At 53.6% G+C, this 15,679-nt stretch carries 15 protein-coding genes, 2 pseudogenes and 1 riboswitch; of the genes and pseudogenes, 5 read left to right on the top strand and 12 right to left on the bottom strand.

Annotation, left to right across the window (positions count from 1 at the left end; genetic code table 11):
• Positions 1–843, top strand: coding sequence for a DUF2161 domain-containing phosphodiesterase (locus SD71_RS11885; RefSeq protein WP_082034199.1), 843 nt, complete (start codon positions 1–3; stop codon positions 841–843).
• Positions 840–1,142, top strand: coding sequence for a Rieske (2Fe-2S) protein (locus SD71_RS11880; RefSeq protein ID WP_041063007.1), 303 nt, complete (start codon positions 840–842; stop codon positions 1,140–1,142). The genes SD71_RS11885 and SD71_RS11880 overlap by 4 nt, the downstream gene beginning before the upstream one ends.
• Here SD71_RS11880 and SD71_RS22235 read toward each other — a convergent pair.
• The gene (locus tag SD71_RS22235; protein ID WP_052476188.1) at positions 1,139–2,242 is read right to left on the bottom strand and encodes an aminotransferase class I/II-fold pyridoxal phosphate-dependent enzyme; all 1,104 of its coding nucleotides are present in this window, start codon (positions 2,240–2,242) and stop codon (positions 1,139–1,141) included. The genes SD71_RS11880 and SD71_RS22235 overlap by 4 nt on opposite strands.
• Before the next feature lie 158 nt (positions 2,243–2,400).
• Here SD71_RS22235 and SD71_RS24210 point away from each other — a divergent pair, with 158 nt between their 5' ends.
• Positions 2,401–2,553, top strand: coding sequence for a hypothetical protein (locus tag SD71_RS24210; protein ID WP_165418312.1), 153 nt, complete (start codon positions 2,401–2,403; stop codon positions 2,551–2,553).
• A 109-nt stretch (positions 2,554–2,662) separates the two neighbouring features.
• Here the strand turns inward: SD71_RS24210 and SD71_RS11870 are convergent, their stop codons facing one another.
• From SD71_RS11870 to serC, 4 genes and pseudogenes are all read right to left on the bottom strand, one after another.
• Entirely contained in the window at positions 2,663–3,169 is a 507-nt protein-coding gene (locus tag SD71_RS11870) for a hypothetical protein (protein ID WP_041063001.1), read from the bottom strand.
• Positions 3,170–3,279: 110 nt separating this feature from the next.
• Entirely contained in the window at positions 3,280–3,522 is a 243-nt protein-coding gene (locus SD71_RS11865; protein WP_041062998.1) for an AbrB/MazE/SpoVT family DNA-binding domain-containing protein, read from the bottom strand.
• 191 nt (positions 3,523–3,713) lie between these two features.
• Positions 3,714–4,174 (bottom strand): annotated as a pseudogene (gene trmL / locus SD71_RS11860) (tRNA (uridine(34)/cytosine(34)/5-carboxymethylaminomethyluridine(34)-2'-O)-methyltransferase TrmL).
• 130 nt (positions 4,175–4,304) lie between these two features.
• The gene (gene serC / locus SD71_RS11855) at positions 4,305–5,393 is read right to left on the bottom strand and encodes a 3-phosphoserine/phosphohydroxythreonine transaminase (protein ID WP_041062995.1); all 1,089 of its coding nucleotides are present in this window, start codon (positions 5,391–5,393) and stop codon (positions 4,305–4,307) included.
• 126 nt (positions 5,394–5,519) lie between these two features.
• On the opposite strand from serC, the gene thpR reads away from it, so the two are divergent.
• A complete protein-coding gene (gene thpR, locus SD71_RS11850; RefSeq protein ID WP_041062992.1) occupies positions 5,520–6,134 on the top strand; it encodes an RNA 2',3'-cyclic phosphodiesterase in 615 nt (204 codons plus the stop codon).
• 315 nt (positions 6,135–6,449) lie between these two features.
• Here the strand turns inward: thpR and SD71_RS11845 are convergent.
• A pseudogene (locus SD71_RS11845) lies at positions 6,450–6,743 on the bottom strand (VOC family protein); the annotation flags it as partial.
• 232 nt (positions 6,744–6,975) lie between these two features.
• On the opposite strand from SD71_RS11845, the gene SD71_RS11840 reads away from it, so the two are divergent.
• On the top strand, positions 6,976–7,842 hold the full coding sequence (locus SD71_RS11840) for a manganese catalase family protein (RefSeq protein WP_041062989.1): 867 nt from the start codon (positions 6,976–6,978) through the stop codon (positions 7,840–7,842).
• 53 nt (positions 7,843–7,895) lie between these two features.
• Here the strand turns inward: SD71_RS11840 and glnA are convergent, their stop codons facing one another.
• The 6 genes from glnA to glpK all read right to left on the bottom strand — a co-directional run bounded on the left by glnA (position 7,896) and on the right by glpK (position 15,640).
• Entirely contained in the window at positions 7,896–9,320 is a 1,425-nt protein-coding gene (gene glnA, locus SD71_RS11835) for a type I glutamate--ammonia ligase (protein WP_041062986.1), read from the bottom strand.
• Between the two features lie 255 nt (positions 9,321–9,575).
• Complete coding sequence (locus tag SD71_RS11830; RefSeq protein WP_041062983.1) at positions 9,576–10,436, bottom strand: MetQ/NlpA family ABC transporter substrate-binding protein; 861 nt, start codon at positions 10,434–10,436, stop codon at positions 9,576–9,578.
• A 45-nt stretch (positions 10,437–10,481) separates the two neighbouring features.
• Positions 10,482–11,147, bottom strand: a complete 666-nt coding sequence (locus SD71_RS11825) for a methionine ABC transporter permease (protein ID WP_041062981.1) — start codon at positions 11,145–11,147, stop codon at positions 10,482–10,484.
• Complete coding sequence (locus tag SD71_RS11820; protein ID WP_041062978.1) at positions 11,140–12,162, bottom strand: methionine ABC transporter ATP-binding protein; 1,023 nt, start codon at positions 12,160–12,162, stop codon at positions 11,140–11,142. The genes SD71_RS11825 and SD71_RS11820 overlap by 8 nt, the downstream gene beginning before the upstream one ends.
• A gap of 77 nt (positions 12,163–12,239) precedes the next feature.
• Positions 12,240–12,351: riboswitch (SAM riboswitch) on the bottom strand.
• Positions 12,352–12,463: 112 nt separating this feature from the next.
• Positions 12,464–14,122: a glycerol-3-phosphate dehydrogenase/oxidase gene (locus tag SD71_RS11815; RefSeq protein ID WP_041062975.1), complete on the bottom strand. Its 1,659-nt coding sequence runs from the start codon at positions 14,120–14,122 to the stop codon at positions 12,464–12,466.
• A 24-nt stretch (positions 14,123–14,146) separates the two neighbouring features.
• A complete protein-coding gene (gene glpK / locus SD71_RS11810) occupies positions 14,147–15,640 on the bottom strand; it encodes a glycerol kinase GlpK (RefSeq protein WP_041062972.1) in 1,494 nt (497 codons plus the stop codon).
• Between the last annotated feature and the right edge of the window lie 39 nt (positions 15,641–15,679).

Raw genomic sequence — 15,679 nt, 5'->3', positions numbered from 1 at the left:
GTGGCTGTCAAACTAGAAACTGAACTTTACCCGCCGCTGAAAGCCTTTTTTACCGGACGCGGATATGAGGTGAAGGCCGAAATTCGCGGATGCGACCTTGTCGCCTACCGGGCGGACGAAGTCCTGCCGGTTATTGTGGAAATCAAAAAAATCTTTACTTTGCCGCTGCTGCTCCAGGGCGTAGACCGCCAGAAAACCGGAGCATCCGTGTGGCTGGCCGTCGAACGGAACCGCGCCAAGCGCGGCGCGCATAATCAGCGGTTTAACGAGCTCACCGCGCTGTGCCGCCGTTTAAATTTGGGGTTTCTTACCGTCACGTTCTACCAAACGAAGCCTGCGGTTGTAGACGTATGGTGCGAGCCGCAAGGCACCCTCCCAAGCTCGTCCGCGGCTGTGAGCGGCAAAGCTGCAGAGTCTCCGGAACCTTACATAGCGGCTTCGGCCGCAAGAGGGCCGCGGCAGAAAAAGAGAGCGGCGCGATTACAGCAGGAGTTCAATGCCCGAAGCGGCGATTACAACTTAGGCGGCAGCACGAAGACTAAGCTGGTCACCGGCTACCGCGAAAAGGCCATACAGTGCGCCTTGGCGCTCGCTTGCCACGGCCCCTCCGCTCCGCGGATGGTCAGGGAATGGACAGGCTGTCCGAATCCGGCAGCGCTCCTGCGCATTAACTATTACGGCTGGTTTAAGCGTATCGGCACAGGCTTATATGAGCTTACGCCCGAAGGTGCGGAAGCGCTTCTGGAATTCAGCGAAGTAACCGCCGTTTGGGCGGCGAAATTCCCATGGGCTGCGGAGTGGCAGCATGCTGCTCAGCGCTCAGGAGGAGAGCAGACGAAATGAAAGAAATCGAATTAGGGCCGATTGACTCCTTCAAGGAATACCCTGCGCAAATAACGCTGGACGAAACGCCATACTGGCTTGTCCATACGAAGGAAGGGGAATATCGGCTGCTTATGGCGATCTGTCCCCATGCAGGGGGAGAAATCCGCCCCGTTGAGAATATGTTCCTTTGTCCGCTGCATTGGTGGACTTTTGACGGCGAGACCGGCAATTGTACGAACGTTACGGATGAACGGCTTATGCAGCGTACCATTGAAGTCCGGGGCGGCAATTTGTTCGCGGTGGGTGAAGACCGCTAGCTCCGGGACCAGCGCCCCGTAAATTCTTCTATGCTCTCGCTGAGCCGTGTGACGCCAAGCTTAATTTGCCGTTCATCGGCAAAAGCGTGAGTCAGCCGGAGCGTGTTTTTATGCGGGTTCGCCGCATAGAACGGCGCTCCCGGCTGGAATATCAACCCTTTTAACCAGGCCGCCCGCAGCAGAGACTCTCCGTCCAAGCCAGAGGGAAGATGCAGCCATAGATGCAATCCGCCCTTCGGCGAAGTCCACATCAAATCCGGCTGACCGCAGCGCCTCAATTGTTCGGTCATCTGTCTCAGCCTCTCCGCACACTGTACCCGAAGCATCTCGATGAGCGGTTCTAACGGCTGCGTGTCCAGCAGCCGCGACAATGCCAAATGCTCCACCGGGAAGTTTGCTTTACCGGCGGCAGGCATAATGTCGATGGAAGAACCGGCAATCCAGCCGAACCGGAAGCCTGCGATGAGTCCGGGCGGGAGCTGCCCGATTGAAAGGCTGCCGGGCTCCGGCTTCTCCAGGCATCCATCATTGTCGTATAGAAGCATTTCCTGCCTGTCGTCCGTCACGAGCAATACACCGGATTCCCTGCAGGCTTGCGCCGCTTTTTTCTTGCGCTCGGGGCTCCAACTGCGGCCCTCAGGATCGGTGCATGCAGCTGATATATAGACCATTCTCGGGCGCTCCCGGTGTATAGCTGCTGACAGAGCATCCGGATGCATGCCCTCCTCGTCGCCCTGTACCGCCTTCACCTGCATGTCTGCCTTGCGAAAAGCGTGAAGCGCAGCTCTCGAGGTCAGATGCTCCGTTAATATGACGTCACCGGGTGTAAGAAGCTTCTCCAGCAGCCATGCCAAACCGGCATCTGCGCCGGATGTTAACATTAACAGCTGTTCGTCTCCTCCTGTTTTATGCTTCAACAATCCGGCCGCCAATTGCGCACGCAGCCTTTGTTCCGCTTGCAGGCGGAGACGTTCGGGAGCACGATTGACGGCTGACTCCACTGCTTCCTTAGCCGCAACAGTCAACCGTTCTTCCCAATCCGCTCCAGACACCAGCCCTTCTTTCGGCCAGCCGCCCATCCAGTTGATGATCGGGCTCAAGGCGATCCTCCCCCTGACTATCTCATGTTTGTTACCATTGTATGCCGGGGGGACTGAAGTCAGGTCGAGAAAAACGCAGGGGAAGTTCACAACAATTTGCGTTTTCTTTTTTTACCGGCGTTAGGTATAATAAGAGGAGCTAAGTGGAGGTGTGGGACATGTTTCTTGCGGAAACAGCAGCGAAAGCGGCGGAACATCTGGGATTCCTCGGGATGTCCAATAAGTTTTGGATTGTTATGATTGTCATGGTTTTGTTCCTGACCGCAATTTTGACATCCTCTTATAACGAAGACAAGACCAAAGGCCTTTAATGAACCACACAAGAAAAGCCGGATTCTCCCGTTCTGACAGGACGGAGAATCCGGCTTTTTTTCTATTGGAATGGCCATAGGCGATGTTGTCGTTTTCGGGACGGCATGATTAATCTTGCAGTACAACCACTTCAACAGCTTCAATAGCTGAATCCATTTTCTTATAAGGCTTGATCCAGACTTCCAACTCTTGATATTTGGTGTTTGGATTACGCGGGAGAGGCTTCGCAAATTCGTTCAATTTTAAAGGTGAAATAAGAGTTTTTGTATTTCCCTTTCGAATATAAACCTTCGTGCGCTCCGTAAAATCAATATGTCGAAATCCCTGAAAGTCTTTAGGATAAGTTGCGTTATATTTTTCGAAAACAGGCTCGGTCACATAAAATTTATCCATGTTCAATGTATACGCTATTCCGTACTCCTCGTTCACGGGCTCCTTCCTTTGATCCACTAATCCGATGAACTCACCCGTATAATGATATAGGATTTCTTCTTGCATCTCGGTGTTATTTAGGCTGCAACTGGAAAGAAGGAAGAGTATGCCAAGCAGTCCAACCAGCTTTTTTTCGCATCCACTTCCCCACTTTCCTGCATCTAATGAACATAATTTTACCATAAAATTGATAAAGTCCTTCGACTATACAAAAAATGGCGGCCAATTTGGACGCCATTTTTCCTAACAGAACCCGTTACCCACCGGGACGGTCTCATTATTGCAGGCTGTTATTACAGCCCTTGCATATCCTTCAGGCAGGATTCGCATACATAACGTTCCTTGAATTCTCCGACGCCTTCCATCGAAGAACAAAACACGCAGCGGGGCCGATAACGCTCCAGAATGATATGATCGCCCTGGACCAGAATCTCCACCGGATCGCCTTCATTCATTTGATATCTTTTACGCAACGATTTGGGCAATACTATGCGCCCTAATTGATCGACTTTACGAACCACGCCTGCAGGTTTCAATGCAGTTCCTCCATTCATACACTATTCTAGCTAGTAATACTGAAACCTTTTAGCCAACCTATAGCGTTCGATATTGCGACTCTATTTCCTTCTAAATACAAGATTTGCTTAAAATTATACAATGTTTCGACAAAAAACCTCGGAAAAACGAGGAATTTGTCGAACGATTAACATGTTGATCCCCCATCGTGTTAAGAAACAGGAAAATCATTTTGCCGAAGCGCCTCGTAAATGACAATAGCAGCGGAATTGGCCAGATTCAGAGAGCGCACTTTATCCGTCATCGGGATTCGGATCCCCGTCTCCGCATTGGCGTCCAGCAGCGCTTTCGGAAGACCCGCGGTCTCCTTCCCGAATACAAAGAAATCGCCATCCCGAAATTGGAAATCGCTGTACCGTTTGCTCACCTTTGTGCTCGCAAAGAAAAAGCGCCCTTCTGGATTGGCCTTTCGCACCTCTTCGAAGGATCGTAATAAGTAATATTAACCGCATACCAGTAGTCCAAGCCCGCTCTTTTTAATGTACGGTCATCCGTGTCGAAACCAAGCGGCCGAACCAGATGCAAATGTGTGCCGGTAGCTGCGCAAGTGCGGGCGATATTGCCCGTATTGGCCGGGATTTCCGGTTCCACGAGCACGATATGAAAAGACATGATTCAGTTACCCTCCTTTCGTTCGAAACAAACGCGGGATGTGCAGAGCCGTATCCCGATATTTATTGATTGCCCCTCCGGCCAGAAAAAATAACGGTACACAGTACCGTTATCTCCCGGTAAGTCCGATTTAGCCGTTCCGGCTTTGGAAATCCTTCATAAAATTGACGAGCGCACGGACACTTTCCACAGGCACCGCATTGTAAATGGATGCCCGCATGCCGCCTACGCTGCGGTGGCCTTTCAGGCCGACAAAGCCTTCAGCTTCCGATTCCTTGACGAACTTCTTATCCAGTTCCTCGGAGCCGAGGCGGAATGTCACGTTCATGATGGAGCGGCTGCCCGGTTCAGCGAACCCGCGGTAAAAACCGCTGCTTCCGTCGATCACTTCGTACAACAGCCGCGCTTTTTCACGATTCCGTTGTTCCATCGCCGCAGCGCCGCCTTGTTCTTTTAACCATTTCAGCGTCTCATTCATCATATAAACCGCAAAGGTCGGCGGAGTATTGTATAACGAGTCGGCTTTCGCATGCGTGCTGTACCGCAGCATGGTCGGAACGGGAAGATCGGGCTGTCCGATCAAATCCTCGCGAATGATGACGATGGTAACACCGGAAGGGCCGAGATTTTTTTGCGCGCCGGCATAAATGACGGCGAATTGGGAAACGTCAATAGGACGGCACAGAATATCGCTGGACAAGTCTCCGATTAACGGCACCGAGCCCGTGTCGGGATATTCCCGCCATTGCGTTCCCTCGATCGTTTCATTGGATGTAAGATGGAGATAGGATGTATCCTCGCTGTATTGCAATTCGTTGATCGCAGGAACGCGTCTGTATTGATCGGCTTCTGTGGAAGCTGCAATGGTAATATCGCCGAACATTTTCGCTTCCTGAATCGCTTTCGTCGCCCAGCTGCCCGTTGCGATATACGCCGGCGCCTTGCCCGATTTGATCAAATTCATGGGAACCATGGCAAACTGCGTGCTCGCCCCGCCCTGGATGAACAACACCTTGTAATTGTGCGGAATACCCATCAATTCGCGGAGAAGCGCAACCGCCTCAAAATGAACTTTCTCATAGACAGCGCCCCGATGGGACATCTCCATCAAGGACATGCCGCTGTTCTCGAATTCGACGAACTGCTTCTGCGCCCGCTCGAGCACCTCCAGGGGCAGAGCCGCCGGGCCGGCGTTGAAATTATAAGCACGGTTGGCCATCTTATTCCCACCCTCGTGTAAAATAATAATAGGCTTATCATAGCAAAGCCATGTGTATGGAGCAACCTAAAATGAACTGGTTTCGGCACACTTCTACATAAATTCCGAACGAAAGCGGTGTCAAGAATGGAAAATTTTCGTCTTTTTCTAGGATTGAGGTTATCGGAAGCCGCAACAGAATATCTTTCCTGCAAAATGCAGGCTTTGTCCGAAGCTGTCAGCTTTCGCAGCTGGGTACATCCGGCGGACTTGCACGTGACCCTGCATTTCCTAGGCGACACGCCTGTGGCGCGGGTGGATGCGCTAAGCGCTGCCGCGGCCGAAGCCGCCGCGGAGTTCGCGCCGTTCGCGCTTGCGCTGACCGAGGCGGGCACCTTCGGCCCGCGGTCGGCGCCGCGCGTGCTGTGGTCCGGCCTGGCGGAGCTGGCCGAACCAGGGGGCGCGCTGGCCGCGCTGCACGCGGCGCTGGGCGCGCGTCTCAGCGCCTCCGGCTTCGCGACGGAGGCGAGGCCCTTTCGCGCGCACGTGACGCTTGCGCGCGGCGGCGCCGCCGGCTTCAGCCCGGCGGCGCTGGAGGCAGCGTGGCGCGGCGCTGCGTGCGACACGCCGTCAGCGGGCGCTGCGCAGCCGGAATTGGCTCCGCCCGCCGTATGGACAGCGGACCAGGTCACGCTGCTCCGCACCCACTTAGGCCGCCGCCCCAGCTATGAGTCGATCGGCGAGTTCCCCTTCAGCCGCTGAGTCGCAGAACGTATGCCAGAGTGCACTGGGGTTGGGCGCCTCGATTAAAAGGAAATCCTGTGGTTAATTTCAGCTTTTGACGCCGTTTTGGCACTTTATATGGAAAGTCTCCAGCTAATTCAGCTCTGATCGACTTTGCAGTACTTTTGGCCGCGATAAGATGGCGCTTTTTAGCTCATTTTCTGCGAACAATCCTGGGGAAACAATTAGCTGGAGGATTTCCAGTTTATTTTCTCGTCACTGACGATCTCTCCATCCATCACGCAATAAAAAGGCATCCCCCGTATCAACACGGAGATTGCGCTGCCCGCCATTCTAACCTTTCAAAAGAAATTCGTTGCCGTCCTCATCCTCGAACCGCGCATAGGTGCCCCAAGGCATCGGGTTCGGCTCCTCCAAAAACTTCACGCCCGCCGCTTTCATCCGTTCGAACGTGCCGTTGATATCGTCACATAAGAATACGATCCCCGCCTTCATTTCCTCCCAGCCGGCCATCATCGACTTCGGATAAATCACGAGGCAGGATTGCGCATTGGGCGGTGCCACCTCGAGCCATCTGCCGTCCGGTCCCATCGGCGTGTCCCGGCGCAGCTCGAAGCCGGCTTTCTCCGTTTATTTTACTTCTAGCCTGCTTGGGATGCTCGTCCAACCAGGAAATTAAGCCCCCCCGACGACAGCCCAACGGTTTCCGGCTCTATCCGAACCCTTTTCACGCAAAGTTCCACTCTCGCCGACCATCAATAGCTTACCGCGTACAAACACCTATTCCCGCACATCGGTATAAAATGCTTAATCAAAGCCTCATCGGTTTGAGTCCATAGCATGAAAGGGGTGGAGGAGTTTGTTTTACCATATCAAAGAGCTGCAATACCAAGCGAGGCCTGAACGCCCCGACCCTCTCCTTGCCAAGCGGCTGCAGGAAATTCTGGCGGGTAAGTTCGGTGAAATGACGGTGGCGATCCAATATTTATTGCAGGGATGGAATCTTCGCGGCGACGCGAACAGCAAGTATAAGGATTTGCTGCTGGATACAGGCACTGAAGAACTCGCCCATGTGGAAATCGTGTCGACACTCATTGCGAGGCTGCTCGATAATGCGCCTTGGCAGGATCAAGATGCGATTGCCGCACAGAATCCTATGGTAGGCGCCATTCTGGCCGGTATGAGTCCGATGCATGCAATCTATTCCGGATTGGGAGCACTGCCGTCCGACGCTGAAGGGTACCCTTGGAACGGACGTTATGTAACGGCTACAGGCAATTTATTAGCTGACTTTCGGGACAATCTGGCAAAAGAGTCCGGAGGCAGAGTGGAGGCCGCGAGAGTGTATGAATCGACTACCGATCGCGGGGTTCGCGACACGCTGGCATTTCTGATTGCCCGAGATACGATGCATCAGAATCAATGGGCGGCCGCACTTTCCGAGCTTGAAGAGAATGAAGGATTTGTTGCGCCGGGTACGTTCCCGCAGGAAAGGGAGCGAAGAGAGTTTTCTTATGTGTTTTTCAACTTTTCGAGAGGCGAGCAAAGCGCACAAGGACGGTGGGCCCGTGGACCTTCATGCGACGGCAAGGGAGTCTTTCAGTATGTCACCAACCCGCAGGCCATGGGAGAGCAGCAATCTCTTCCGCCTGCACCGCCTTATATTCATGACACGCCGCCGTCTGTGGTGCAAGACTATAAGATGTCGATGCCTCCAAATATATAAAAAAACAAAAGCTCCCGCGATGGGAGCTTTTATCTTGATTGTTGAATCTCATATTAGCAGTCGAAGTACAGACCGTACTCGTGAGGATGAATGCGGATCGCGACCGCTTTGGCCTCAGCACGCTTCACACCGACATAGTTGTCGATGAATTCCTTCGTGAATACGCCGCCTTCGGTGAGGAAGTCGGAATCCGCTTCGAGAGCGTCGAGCGCTTCGTCCAATGTGCCTGGAACGCTGCGGATTTCTTTCTTCTCGTCATCGGAAAGCTCATAAATGTTCTTATCGAACGGACCGTAACCCAGAGCTTCGGGATCCAGCTTGCGCTTGATTCCGTCCAGACCAGCCATAAGCATCGCTGCGAAAGCAAGGTACGGGTTAGCCGTGGAGTCCGGCGTGCGGAACTCGACGCGGCAGCCTTTTGGCGTTACAGCCGCAACCGGAATACGGACAGCTGCCGAACGGTTACCTTTGGAATACACCAGGTTCACCGGCGCTTCGTAACCCGGAACGAGACGTTTGAACGAGTTCGTCGATGGGTTCGTGATCGCGATCAAAGCAGGTGCATGGTACAGAATGCCGCCGATGAAGTTCAGAGCCATTTGGCTAAGGTTCGCATAGGCGCCTTTTTCATAGAACAAAGGAGTATCGCCGTTGAAGATGGACGTATGCACGTGCATCCCGCTGCCGTTATCGCCGAAAAGCGGTTTAGGCATGAACGTTGCGACTTTGCCGTATTGGCGGGCTACGTTGTGGATGATGTATTTGTATTTCATCAAGTTATCGGCTGTTTTAGTCAGCGTGTCGAAACGGAAGTTGATTTCCGCTTGGCCGGCTGTCGCCACTTCGTGGTGGTGACGCTCGACGCGCAGGCCGGTTTCTTGCATCAGGCGAACCATCTCGCTGCGGATGTCCTGCTGGGCATCGACCGGCGCAACCGGTACATAACCGCCTTTGGTACGGATTTTGAAGCCGAGGTTTCCGCCTTCTTCTTTGCGGTTCGTGTTCCAAGAGGCTTCCTCAGAGTCTACGAAGAACGAAGAGGAATTCATAGTGGACTCATATCGAACGTCGTCGAAAATGAAAAACTCGGATTCCGGTGCAAAGAAAGCGTCCGTGCCGACACCGGATTTCTGCAAGTATTCTTCGGCTTTGTGTGCGATCGAACGAGGATCCCGCTCATAGCGGTCGCCGTCCGGTGTATGGATATTGGACATTACGATCAATGTCGCATGTGCAGTAAAAGGATCAACGTATGCCGTTTCCGCATCCGGCATCATGACCATGTCGGATTCCTCAATGCCCCGGAAGCCCACGATGGAAGAGCCGTCGAACGCAACGCCATTTACGAATGTATCTGCGTCAACTTCTGTGGCCGGCAGCGTGATGTGGTGAGCACGACCGGCAAGGTCGACAAAACGGAAGTCAACGAACTCAATGTTGTGTTCTTGAATCAAATTCAATACTTTTTGAGCAGACATCTTGGTATTTCCTCCCCATTTCCGAACATTAAGCGCGTGAAAACATCATTTCGTTCAAGTTTTCACCTTACTTATGAAAGTAATTATAAAACTCCACTTTTCGAGCGTCAATAGTTATGTCAGGTATTTTTTATTCATATGTGAGCATAGCTCACACTGTTCATCTAAAAGCCATGAAATCATTGGGACAATCGGCTTTCTCCATGAGAAAGCCCTATGCCAACGGGCATAGGGCAATTCGTGCGTTATCTCAACTTAGAACGCCGGTACGACGGCGCCTTTGTACTTATCATTGATGAACTGCTTCACGTCTTCGGAGTTCAGCGCCTTTGCGAGCTTCTGCATGGCATCGGACTGGGCGTTGTCCGGACGCGCGGTGAGGATATTCACGTAAGGCGATTCTTTGTCCTCAATGAACAGCGCATCTTTCATCGGATTTAGGCCTGCTTCGATTGCGTAGTTCGTATTAATCAGCGCAAGGTCCACCTCGTCCAGCGCACGCGGCAGCATGGCGGCTTCCAATTCCTTCAGCTTCAGGTTTTTCGGATTCTCTGTGATGTCCTTCACCGTACCGGAGATGCCGACGCCGGCTTTCAACTTGATCAAGCCGTTCTTCTCCAGCAACGCCAGCGCGCGGCCGCCGTTGGACGGGTCGTTCGGAATAGCCACCGATGCGCCGTCCTTCAGCTCATCCGTCTTCTTGATCTTGCTGGAGTATGCGCCGAACGGCTCGATATGAACGCCCGTCACCTTTACGAGATCCATGTTCCTATCCTTGTTGAATTGTTCCATGTACGGAATATGCTGAAAAAAGTTGGCATCCAGTTGCTTTTCATACACTTGTACGTTTGGCTGGACATAATCCGTGAATTCCTTGATTTCAAGGTTAACCCCTTCAGCTTTCAGCGCAGGGACGATATGCTCCAGAATTTCAGCCTGCGGTACAGCGGTCGCGCCGACTTTCAGCGTTACGGGTTCGGACGACGCGGTGCTGCCCGCTTCATTAGAAGCGGAAGCACTCGCTGAATCGGGACTCGTATTCTCCGGCTTCTGTCCGCAGGCGGACAGCGTAAATGCAAGCACAATGGTCAACGAAAGAAACAGTATTTTTTTCATGAGTGGTTCTCTCCCTTTTCTTATCTAATAATGTGTTGGTTCTCTCTATTTGCGAGAATAATGCCGGACCAGCCGGTCGCCGATCATTTGCAGGATCTGCACCAGGATCAGCAGGATGATGACCGTAATGATCATGACGGTCGTCTCGAACCGATAATAGCCGTAGCGAATGGCCAGATCGCCAAGACCTCCGCCCCCAATGGCGCCCGACATTGCGGTGTAGCCGACGAGCGTAACCGCCGTGATCGTAATGCCGGCGATCAGGCCGGGACGCGCTTCCGGAAGCAATACCCGCCGGATGATCTGCCATTTGGACGCGCCCATCGACTGGGCGGCCTCCACCACACCCCGGTCGACTTCGCGCAGCGACGTCTCGACCAGCCGCGCGAAGAACGGCGCTGCACCAATGACGAGGGGCGGAATCGTGCCGCGAACACCAAGCGAAGTACCGACTAGAAACTTCGTTACCGGGATGACGAGAATCATAAGAATGATGAATGGCACCGAACGCAGCACGTTGACGACCACCGAAAGCACCCAATATACGACCGGCTGCTCCAGCAGCTGACCTCGCCTTGTCATGTAGAGCAGAATGCCGATCGGCAGACCGAGAATCAATGTGAAAAGGGTGGACCCGCCGAGCATCGTCAATGTGTCCAGCGTATTCTGCCAGATGTCGCTCCAATCGACGTCAGCCAGCCAATCAAGCATGATCCATCACCTCCACATCAAGCCCACGGTTCCGCAGAGCGAGCACTGCTCTTTCGGTTTCCTCACCCGATCCCTTGAGTTCCAGAACCAGCTGACCGTAAGGCGTCTCCTTGAGGCGAGACACAGTGCCCTGCAAAATGATGAAAGGGACACCCGTGTCTCGCATCGTTTCATATAAGACGGGCTCATAGGTTTGCTCCCCTACGAAGGTAACACGGATTCTCGTCCTGTCACGCGGCTTAGAATCGTCGGTATCGATAAGCCTTGCGTCAGCAGCGTCCTCCGTCTGCGCAACAAATTCCCTCGTTGTCGGGTGCTGCGGCTTCAGAAAAACATCCGCAACGGCTCCCGATTCGACGATCCGGCCGCCGTCCAATACCGCAACCCGGTCGCAGATTGACCGGATAACCGCCATCTCATGCGTAATCAGTACGATTGTGATGCCAAGCTCGCGGTTGATTTCGAGCAGCAGCGACAGAATCGATTTCGTCGTTTGCGGATCGAGCGCGGATGTCGCTTCGTCGCAGAGCAGTACTTTCGGATTCGTGGCGAGCGCCCGCGCAATGCCGACACGCTGCTTCTGACCGCCCGACAATTGAGCGGGATATTTATTTTCTTGCCCCTCGAGGCCGACGAGTCCGACGAGCTCTCGTACCCGCCGCTCTATCTCTGCCCGGGGAGCCTTGGAAAGACTTAGAGGAAACGCAATGTTCTCCGCCACAGTGGCCGAGGAAAGCAAATTAAAATGCTGAAAGATCATTCCGATGTTGCTGCGCTCTTGCTGGAGCCGCCGGCCGTTCAGCGCAGTAAGCTCGATGCCGTCAATGTGGACTGTACCGTCCGTAGGCCGCTCCAGCAGATTGATCGTCCGGATCAATGTGCTCTTTCCCGCTCCGGAATGACCGATCACTCCGAAAATTTCTCCTCTGCCGACCTCCAGATTGAGCGTATCAAGCGCCGTTATCGTACCTCGGCCTGCTTGATAGTCCTTACGAATGCCGGACAGCTTGATCATTCCTTACCCCTCCTTTTTTCGGTATATAAAAAACCTCCATACCAAAGGGTACAGAGGCCTGTCGTTCGCTCATGACCCTCTCATCTTCCGGACCTTGCGTCCGGCGGAATTGGCACCGAACTCCACACTTGCGTGGATCGGTTGCCGGGCATCATAGGGCCGTTATCCCTCCGCCTCTCTTGATAAGAAGTTGTATATGATGATATGAAAATCATTATGAAACAAAGCAATGAATGTAATTTTAATAGATAACAACTAGTAAGTCAAGAAATGTGTCGAAATTTGTCTGACTTCATCTCATTCATCTAAGGGCTGTCGTCGCCGCATTGATTTCCACTAGCAGATCCTCCTCAAATCTTTCGCGCATCTCATTCGTCCAATTCAGTTTGTCGGACATAACGCGAATGACCGCCTCCCGCCATCTGCTTACCTTCTGTATGTCAAAGAATAGCGCTCCCGTGCGCCGAATGAAAAAGTCCGCCGGTGTCGCCGCCATTTCCTCATCCATTGCATACAGAAGCTCCGCGTAAAGTTCAACAGGCATTCCGTACGATTCTGCTTCATCCGTATTACGCGTTACCCGTTCGAGAATCTTCCCCGCATTCGTTCCATAACGATGAGCGAGCCGGGCAGCCGCCGCTTCATTTAGTCCGGCGCGAACGCCCTGAGCTGTACATTCTCTTACAAAAGCCGGGTATGCAGCGGATCCGTTCACTTCTCCACCCGATATCGGCAAGCTGCGGGTAATGGAGCCGCCGAACCGTGTGCCTTGTTTTGCAAGCTCCTCCGCCACGCGATCGACAACGGTCTCCGCCATTTTCCGATAGCCCGTGAGCTTTCCTCCTGCGATTGAGATGAGACCGGCATCCGAACGGAAGATTTCATCCTTGCGGGATATTTCCGAAGGATCTTTGCCTTCTTCATGTATGAGAGGACGCAGGCCGGCCCAGCTGGATTCTACGTCCTCGGCAGTAAGCTTGAGCTCGGGAAAAAGCGGATTGACCGCGTCGAGCAGGTACCGCCGGTCTTCTTCCGTCATGCGGGGATTCGCTTTGTCGCCGTTGTAATTGGTATCGGTCGTTCCGACGTAGGTTTTCCCGTCTCGGGGAATGGCGAATACCATCCGACGGTCCGGCGTATCGAAATAGACAGCCTGCCTCAAAGGGAAACGCTCGCCGTCAAAAACAAGATGCACGCCTTTCGTAAGATGCAGCGTCTTGCCGTGCTTGGACTCGTCTTTTTCTCTCAACGTATCCACCCAGGGGCCGGCCGCATTCACAACTGTCGCCGCATGAATTTGATATACTTCACCGCTCATCCGTTCCTCTACGGTCACTCCGGCGATCCGCCCGTGTTCATAGATGAACCCTGTTACTTGGGCGTAATTCACTGCGGCGACGCCGTGCTCGGCCGCCTTCTTCATCACTTCAACAGTGAGGCGGGCATCGTCCGTACGGTATTCAACGTAGTTGCCGCTTGCCAGAAGACCCTCTCTTTTTAACAGCGGTTCTTGATCAAGTGTCTGCTCAGGGCTCAGCATTTTACGCCGCTCTTCTTTTTTCACCCCGGCCAAAAAGTCGTATACCGCCAGCCCGATCGACGTGCTGAACCGGCCGAAAGTTCCGCCTTTATAAATCGGCAGCAGCATGCGGATCGGTGTAGTGACATGAGGCCCGTTCTCGTACACGATGGCTCTCTCCTTGCCGACCTCCGCAACGACGCGCACTTCCAGCTGCTTCAAATATCTCAGACCGCCGTGAACAAGCTTCGTGGAGCGGCTTGAAGTTCCTGACGCAAAATCCTGCATTTCGAACAATGCCGTAGTCATGCCGCGGGTTTGGGCATCCAGCGCAATGCCGGCGCCGGTAATACCTCCCCCGATGACGATCAGGTCGAAAGTCTGTTTTGCCATCTGCTGCAACCGTTCGTTACGGGTAGCTGCCGAGAATGATGCTGCCATTGTGATTCCTCCTCGTTGACCAGCTTATTTAAAAGCAATCGCCGCCTTGACGGCCTTTTTCCAACCGTTATACAGTTCACTGCGGCGCGCTTCATCCATTGCCGGATCATAACAGGTATGCACCTTGGCATGTTCGCTTAAAGCTTTACGATCTTTCCAGTAGCCGACCGCCAACCCCGCCAAATAAGCGGACCCGAGCGCCGTAAGTTCTCCCAGCTCCGGACATTCGACTTGGACGCCCAGCATGTCGCTTTGGAACTGCATGAGGAATTTATTGCCGACCGCGCCTCCGTCGACACGCAGCTTGGTCAGCGGAATTCCCGAGTCATCTTCCATCGCCTTAACCACATCCTTGGTTTGATAGGCCAAGGATTCGAGTGTAGCTCGAATCAAATGGGCTTTGCCGCTGCCCCGGGTGAGCCCGAATACCGCGCCGCGGACATCGCTGTCCCAATAAGGCGTTCCAAGCCCGACAAACGCAGGCACCACATACACGCCATCGCTGGAGTCGACTTTCTCGGCATAGGATTCGCTTTCGGAGGAACTCTCAATCAGCTCCAGCTCGTCGCGCAGCCACTGAATGGCGGATCCCGCCACAAAAACGCTGCCTTCGAGCGCATATTGAATATCGCCGCCAATGCCCCAGGCGATTGTTGTGAGCAAGCCGTTTTTGGAGCGGACCGCCTCGCTTCCCGTGTTCATCAGCATGAAGCAGCCGGTGCCATAAGTATTCTTAGCCATGCCCGGCTCCCAACATTGCTGGCCGAACAAGGCCGCCTGCTGATCTCCCGCTGCGCCTGCAATCGGCACAGCCATGCCGAAGCAGCTGGATGGATCGGTATGTCCGTAAACTTCAGATGACGACCGGACTTCCGGCAGCAGCGCCGCGGGAACGTCCAACAGCCGCAGCAGGTCGTTATCCCATTTGCGTTGATAGATATCATACATGAGCGTACGCGAAGCATTGGTATAGTCCGTCACATGCACGCTGCCGCCGGTCAAATTCCAGATGAGCCATGTGTCGATTGTTCCGAAGAGGAGCTCGCCTTTTTCCGCCAGGTCTCGTGCGCCGGTTACGGTATCCAGCATCCAGGTCACTTTCGTGCCGGAAAAATAAGGATCGATACGAAGCCCGGTTCGCTCGCGAAAAATATCCTCATGCCCCTGCCGCTTCAGTAGGTCGCAAAGATCCGATGTTTGACGGGACTGCCATACGACCGCATTGTGAATCGGCTGTCCGCTCCGTTTGTCCCATATGACCGCCGTTTCCCTTTGATTCGTAATGCCGATAGCCTCGATCTGGACGGCTTCGATGCCGGCTGATGTGAGGACGTCGCCCATCACTTTGAGAGCGGACTGCCAGATTTCAACCGGGTCGTGTTCCACCCATCCCGGCTTCGGATAGAACTGCTTTATGGACTGCTGCGCAATTGCAACCGAATGTCCGTCACGATCGAAAAGGATTGCCCGCGTGCTGGTCGTCCCTTGATCCAGCGATAAAATGTACGTGTCCTTCATGAGCTTATCCTCCAGAGCACCGGATCACGGCGCATCATG

The sequence above is a fragment of the Cohnella kolymensis genome (assembly GCF_000829465.1).
Lineage (GTDB): Bacteria > Bacillota > Bacilli > Paenibacillales > Paenibacillaceae > Cohnella > Cohnella kolymensis.
Note: the sequence above shows the minus strand (reverse complement) of the source record. Positions and strands in the feature narration are given on the sequence as shown.